This window comes from Rhodoferax sp., from assembly GCF_037143375.1.
GTDB lineage: Bacteria > Pseudomonadota > Gammaproteobacteria > Burkholderiales > Burkholderiaceae_C > Rhodoferax.
In genome coordinates this window covers 1-6666 of sequence record NZ_JBAWYV010000158.1, presented here as the reverse complement: position 1 = coordinate 6666, position 6666 = coordinate 1, and the positions used below count along the sequence as shown (strand labels likewise).

5 protein-coding genes are annotated in these 6666 nt (G+C 58.7%); 1 reads left to right on the top strand and 4 read right to left on the bottom strand.

Annotated features, from left to right (window positions below):
• Positions 1 to 346, bottom strand: a 346-nt coding sequence (locus WCG50_RS16305; RefSeq protein WP_336900650.1) for an ATP-binding cassette domain-containing protein, incomplete at its 3' end; no start/stop codon positions are given.
• Between the two features lie 77 nt (positions 347 to 423).
• Positions 424 to 2634: a DUF1631 family protein gene (locus tag WCG50_RS16300; RefSeq protein WP_336900649.1), complete on the bottom strand. Its 2211-nt coding sequence runs from the start codon at positions 2632 to 2634 to the stop codon at positions 424 to 426.
• Between the two features lie 327 nt (positions 2635 to 2961).
• Here WCG50_RS16300 and WCG50_RS16295 point away from each other — a divergent pair, with 327 nt between their 5' ends.
• A complete protein-coding gene (locus WCG50_RS16295) occupies positions 2962 to 4710 on the top strand; it encodes a DEAD/DEAH box helicase (RefSeq protein ID WP_336900648.1) in 1749 nt (582 codons plus the stop codon).
• 166 nt (positions 4711 to 4876) lie between these two features.
• Here WCG50_RS16295 and WCG50_RS16290 read toward each other — a convergent pair whose 3' ends face one another.
• Together WCG50_RS16290 and rmuC are read right to left on the bottom strand one after the other, a co-directional pair.
• Positions 4877 to 5986: an MFS transporter gene (locus WCG50_RS16290; protein WP_336900651.1), complete on the bottom strand. Its 1110-nt coding sequence runs from the start codon at positions 5984 to 5986 to the stop codon at positions 4877 to 4879.
• Positions 5987 to 6072: 86 nt separating this feature from the next.
• Positions 6073 to 6666 (bottom strand): DNA recombination protein RmuC (rmuC, locus tag WCG50_RS16285; protein WP_336900647.1); only part of this gene is annotated, 594 nt, incomplete at its 5' end.

Here is a 6666-nt window from a genome sequence, read left to right as displayed (position 1 = left end):
CGTCTTCTTCGCCATAGGCGGCGTAGATTTCTTCCAGGCGAGCTTTGGCTGTGAAGACATCACCCATGCCGGCCTCGACGCTTTCGCGCACGGTTTGGTCGGGATCAAGCTGGGGTTCCTGGGGCAAATAGCCGATGTTCAGACCCGCCATGGGCACGGCTTCGCCTTCGAATTCTTTGTCAACACCCGCCATGATCTTGAGCAGCGTGGACTTGCCGGAGCCATTGGTCCCGAGCACGCCGATCTTGGCGCCAGGGAAGAAACTAAGGGAGATGTCTTTGAGAATGAACTTCTTCGGCGGTACGATCTTGCCGAGGTGGTTCATGGAAAATACGTATTGAGCCATGGGTCTTGCTGAGTTTGGGGGATGTTAATCCGCCATTATCGACGCTTGACCTGTCTCCAAGCCAACGCCAACTTGATTTAAGGTTGCTGTTTTGCTTGCCCCAGGTCATTTTGCAAGGCTGTCTGCGCCACGGCGTCGAGTGCGTTGTCGACCACATGGCCATCAGAGACCACCCGAATTCGTCCTTGCATGCGAAGCCGCTCCATGGTCCGGCGCGACATCGAATGCGCCAATCCACCGCGCGAAACAAACATGAACAAGGTCCGGTGCGGGCTGGTCCAGGTGAGTTGTGCGCGTAGCCAGACACCCTCGACAATCAACTCAACCCAGACCCCGGTATTGAGTTCTCCCACAGTCCAGGCCCGCGCTACTGCTGGGCTGATCGCAGCAGCCGCGTCAGCTTCATCGGCCAGATAACCCGACTCCATCGCCTCATCGCCTGCCATCCAGAATCCTGCGTCATCCATTTCTGCCAGTTCTACAGGCTCGCCCCTGGCTTCTTCCATCGCATCCACTTCTGGCAGTGCCGGATCGGCAAGCACTTCATCTGGTTGCATCCGGGGGCCTTCAAACACTTTTTCGTGCAACGAGATCAAGGCATCAAAAAAGACCGGTATGCGTTCTTGCGGATACTGAATGAGCTGCAGGCCCTGGCGAATCTTCACCAGTAAATTGGGCACCAGTTGCACCAACCGTGCCCGGTTGCGCCGTGCAAGGCGAAGCTGAACACTCCAGATCAGGTCGTCCACCAACGCCAGATAGGCGCCAGGGTCTGCGCTGCCATCGGCACAGCCGAGTTGCGACTCGGCTACCACCTGAGCCCAAGGGCCGCGCAGAAAACCACTCACCAACTCAGGTATATCCTTGTCTTTCAGCCGCTCCTGGAAATCACTGGACAAACGCTGAGCCAACAAGTTTCTTTGCTCGGCGTGCATGAGCGCAAGTGCAGCATCTTCATGCTGCTGGCGCTGCACCGTCTCGTTTTGGCCCCAACCGGCTTCAAGTTCACGCAGCACATGCTCGAAGGCGGCAGAATCACCCTCACCTTCAATCAACAGGTTGATGGCGTTGGAAACGGACTTTAAAAACTCGAGGAAACCTTCGTCACGCTCGGACGAAAACCCCAGACTGCGGTGGGTAATCCGGTCCAGAAAATGCCGCGCCGGGTGCTGACGTTCACTAAAAAATCGGGGGTCAGACTCCGCCAGCTTCAGCAACACGGGTTCCAGTGACTTGATCAAGTCACGAACTTTTTGGAGCAAGCGCTCGTCCAGCATGAGGTTATCCAGCATCAAGCGCACGACCTCTTGGCCCAACTGTCGACCCAGTTGCTTGCCTTGAGTGGGTTCTCGGGCAACCTGCTGCTGTTTGGTCTCCCCGCTGACGCCAGCATCGGCCGACTGGCTTGCCCTTTGTGCCAGACGTTTCATCATGGGCTCAACCAGCCGCATATCCTCCAGCGCCACAAAGGAGGCGGGCACGGTATGCAAAAAATCTTGTGCTCCGCCTCGCCCGCTGTCAAGTTCGCCTGACAGCAATCGACGCAACTTATCCAGGGATAAGAGCGTGCGTGAAACGGAACTCTCTGAGCCTGAGCCCCGTACCTGGCTTGCACCCGGCGCAGCGCCTACGGGCGAGGCCGCATCGACGCCCTGAGAACGCAGCCATTCGCAGACCTCACGGTAAAGCTGGCGAAGACTGACCCCCAACAGACCGGAGGCGGGCGTCATCAAGGCTGAACGAGACTGTTCATCTGGGGCGTATCGAACCAGAGTGGCTTGCAGGGCGCGGACAAAGACCTCAGGTTTGAGCGGATTCAGATGGGGTTGTACAGTTATCCAGCCCAGCAAACTACTGACCAGCGCGTTCAGTGCGGGCAGCACATCATCGACACAGCGTAAAACCTCTTGCTGGGCCAGCGCAAATTCAATGCTGGCATCAATTTGCTTGCTATCAAACAACTGCAAATCAGCGAAACGAAGTAACGGCTTTTCGGCTTCCTGTGCGGCATTGTTAAAGATACCGATGCGCAACTCAGACTTGAAGGTTTTCTTCATGGCGGTAGCCTGGATGCCTAAAAAATCAACAGCAGCCTTACTCACCTGCAATTCATCACCGTAAGCACCTTTGCTCTTGGTTTTGGCGGCGGCATCGACCAAACCCTCCAGCACCTCGCCAATCAAAGTATCCGCCTGTGACAACACCGCCTCAATGCAATCGTGCAGTGAAGGAATTGCGTTTGACAGGTTGTCGACCATGCCAATGCGTCGACGCAAAAATTTCTTCATTCAGTACGACTCTTTCGTAACAAATTTAATTTAGCCAGCTTATTTTGCTGATTTTGAAGTATCAACGGACCGCTTGTTAACCATTGTTACAAATAGTGCCCATGCGGCGCCGATACCACGCTTTTGACTTCAATCAAGACAGAAAGGATTCACCGTGCGACAATGCGCGTTGTTGTGGAGCTTCAGTTGCCCACGATGCCAGCAACTTGCTGGGAACAATGCTCCTCGCATATGTTCACCTTTTGTTCCCCATCTGCCTTTGACTGATTCGGTGTTTCAACACACAGAGCGGGCCGATGCCAAAGCGCCCAGGATAGGCGCCACACTATGAAATTTGAAGAATTAAATCTGGCTCCGGCCATCATCAAAGCCGTGCTTGAGCAGGGCTACGAGACCCCCACCGCCATTCAGGCACAAGCGATTCCCGCTGTGCTCGAAGGCCACGACCTGCTCGGTGGTGCCCAAACCGGCACCGGCAAAACCGCTGCTTTCGTGCTGCCCATGCTGCACAAACTCAGCACCAGCGAAACTCCCAAGAATAAATTTGGTGGCATCGGCATCCGTGCCCTGGTGCTGACCCCGACCCGCGAACTCGCTGCTCAGGTCGAAGAATCGGTACAAACCTACGGCAAATACCTGGAACTGTCTTCCACCGTGGTGTTTGGCGGTGTCGGCATGAACCCCCAGATCAGCCGCGTCAAAAAAGGCGTGGACATTTTGGTGGCAACCCCAGGTCGTTTGCTCGACTTGTTGCAGCAAGGCGTGCTGGATTTGGGCCAAGTCCAAATGCTGGTGCTCGACGAAGCCGACCGCATGTTGGACATGGGCTTTATCCATGACGTGAAAAAAGTGCTGGCCGTGGTGCCCAAGCAAAAGCAAAGCCTGCTGTTCTCAGCCACCTTCAGCGACGAAATTCGCGATCTGGCGGCCACGCTGCTGAAAGACCCCTTAAGCATTCAGGTGACACCGCGCAACACCACCGTGCAGCGCATCACCCAGCTGATTCACCCGGTCGGTCGCGGCAAGAAAAAAGCCCTGCTGGCGCACATCATCCAGGAGCACAACTGGAGCCAGGTGCTGGTGTTCACCCGCACCAAATTTGGCGCCAATAACGTGGCCGAGTTCCTGACCAAGAACGGCATTGAATCCATGGCCCTGCACGGCAACAAGAGCCAATCGGCTCGCACCCAGGCGCTGGCTGGCTTCAAGAGCGGCGACATTCGTGCGCTGGTAGCCACCGACATTGCTGCCCGCGGCATTGACATCGACGACCTGCCCCACGTCGTTAACTACGAAATCCCCAATGTCTGCGAAGACTATGTGCACCGCATTGGCCGCACCGGTCGCGCTGGCGCTGACGGCACCGCCGTCAATCTGGTGTGCCTGGACGAAGAAGGCTTCATGCAAGCCATCGAGCGCTACACCAAGCAAAACATTCCAGTTCAAATTGTCGAAGGCTTCATGCCCGAGCCCGGCGAACATGCCGAGCCCATTGCCATGGGTCGCCAGACCGTTTGGGGTGGTGCTGGCAAGCCGCCAAGCCGCGATGTAATGATGGCGGCCGGCAAGGCAGCCCGCACTGAAATGCTGCAACGCGTGCGCGAAACCAAGGGCGACCGTGGTGCGCCAGCAGGCGGCGGACGCGGTGGCAACGGTGGCGGTAATGGCGGCGGACACCGCAGCGCCGGTCCTCGCACCCATGCGCCCAATGACCAACAACCGCCACGCGGTCCACGTCCTGCACAAGGTCGTGGTGGTAACGGCGGCGGCTACGGTGGTGGCAATGGCGGAGGTGGCTTTGGTGGCGGTAACGGTGGTGGAAATAGCGGCGGCTACGGCAGCGGCAATAACACTTCTTCGCGTCAACCCCAAGGTCAGCCTGACCCGATGCGCACCAGCGTGGACATGATGGCCGAGCGCGGCGCACGTCGTCCCGGTGGCGGCGGCGGTGGTTTTGGTGGTGGCAACCGCAATGGTGGCGGCTTTGGTGGCGGCAACGGCGGTCGCTCTGGCGGCGGCGGTGGCTACGGTGGCGGCAATGGTGGTGGTGGCAACCGCGGCTCATTCAACCGATAAGTCGTTCTCTATCAAGCAGCGTGTGGGTCGGGTTAGCGAAGCGTAGCCCGACAACACAGCAACCCCAAAAAAGCAGGCAGTCATAACGACTGGCCTGCTTTTTAGCTTTTTCAGGCTGTAGCCCCCGTACAACCTGCGTAGCACGCTATTTTATTTATAGTAATGGCTAGATTTTTGTCAGCGTTACTGGCAAGGTTGGTCGCAAGCGCCAGGCAGAACGGGCACCGGCAGCAACTGCCAGCCCCACCGACCAGAACACCACCGACACCCCCACGGCAGCACCGGCCGTGCCAAAGAGCAGCGGCATCAACACGCTTGAACCGTTAATGGCCATCAGGCGCAAACCCAGTGCTTCGCCATGGCGTGCCTCAGGCGTGATCTGGTGCAAGGTGCTCATGATCATGGGCTGCACCGAACCCAGCGCCAGCCCCAACAGCACCGAACAACACCCCATCGCGAGCGGCGACACCATAAACGGGTAAACAGCAAACAGCAGCGCAGTCAACAGCATGGCCGTCGTCACCACCGCCCACTCCCGCATGCGCGACGCAAAAATCGGCAGAACCACCCGCACCAAGGTAGCGGCAATGGCAAAAGCACCCAGAATGGCGCCAATCACCGAGGCACTAAACCCCCGCTCGTGGCCCAGCACCGGCACCACAAACGTGTGGACATCCCAGCACGACGAGAGCAACCAGTTGACCAGCAACAAGCGCCGCATGAGCGGCTCACGCATCAGATCCCAGGTCTTTTTGGGTGCCGCGCTGGGGTGAACCACCACCGGCGGCAACTCCACCGTGCGCCGCACCCAAAACCAGGTCGCCAGCGGTAGCAGCGCCAGAAACAAAAAGGCGGCCCGAAAACCACTGTGGTCAATCAGCAAGCCCGCCGTCAATGGTCCCACCACATTGGACAAGGCGGGGCCAATGGCCAGCCAGCTGAATACTTTTTTCAGTTCGGTCGCATTCTGGGCGGCGCGTCCGACATGACGCTGCAAAGAAATGGAGGCCACACCGGTGGCGCCGCCAGTCATCAAGGCGCTCAGGCAGAGCACGCCAAAGACCGGAAAGGCCACCGCCAAGCCAGCCCCGATGGCGGCGGCGATCACACTGAACCCAACCGGGCGTTTGAGCCCGTTGCGGTCAGCGTAACGGCCCGCTGGCAAGGCCAAAAAAACCTGCGTCAAGGCAAAAAGCGCCAGCAAAAACCCCACCGCCAACGTGCTGTAGCCCTCTCGCAGTGCCAGCAGCGGTGCTGCCATCCGCATGCCGGCCATGCAGGCGTGCAAACAAATGTGACCCGCAATCAGCCGAGCCAAGGCAAAGCGCGGCCCGGACTGCGGTGCGGACGCCGCAACCAGACTCACGCCCGTTCAGCCTCCAAATCGGCATCAAAGTCTTTGTCCAGCGGAATCAAGGCCGGCACTTGGGCTTCGGGCAGAGCCTCGACTTTCTTCAACGCCCGGCCCATGGCACGGCTGCGGGTTTCGGCACTGTCCAGCGTCTTGAGCACAGTCTCGGTTTGCGATTTGACCTTGGCCAGCACATCGCCAAACTTGCCAAACTCGGTCTTGACCGCGCCGAGCACCTGCCACACCTCGCTGGAACGTTTCTCCAGCGCCAGCGTTCTGAAACCCATTTGCAGCGAACTGAGCATCGCCAGCAGCGTGGTCGGCCCGGCCAGCGTGATGCGGTGGTCGCGCTGCAAGGCCTGCATCAAACCGGGTCGGCGCAGCACCTCGGCATACAAGCCTTCGGTCGGCAAAAACAAAATGGCGAAATCGGTGGTGTGCGGCGGCTCCACGTATTTATCGCAAATAGAGCGCGCCTCCAGCCGAATGCGCACCTCCAGCGCCTTGCCAGCGGCCTCGGCCCCGGCCACATCGGCCCGGCCCTGCGCGTCGAGCAAGCGCTCGTAATCTTCGTTGGGAAACTTGGCGTCAATGGGCAACCACAG

What these genes read in the sequence shown, in the direction of transcription:
- WCG50_RS16300 (WP_336900649.1), bottom strand. Translation starts at nt 2,634, where the DNA reads ATGAAGAAATTTTTGCGTCGACGCATTGGCATGGTCGACAACCTGTCA.
- WCG50_RS16295 (WP_336900648.1), top strand. Translation starts at nt 2,962, where the DNA reads ATGAAATTTGAAGAATTAAATCTGGCTCCGGCCATCATCAAAGCCGTG.
- WCG50_RS16290 (WP_336900651.1), bottom strand. Translation starts at nt 5,986, where the DNA reads ATGGCCGGCATGCGGATGGCAGCACCGCTGCTGGCACTGCGAGAGGGC.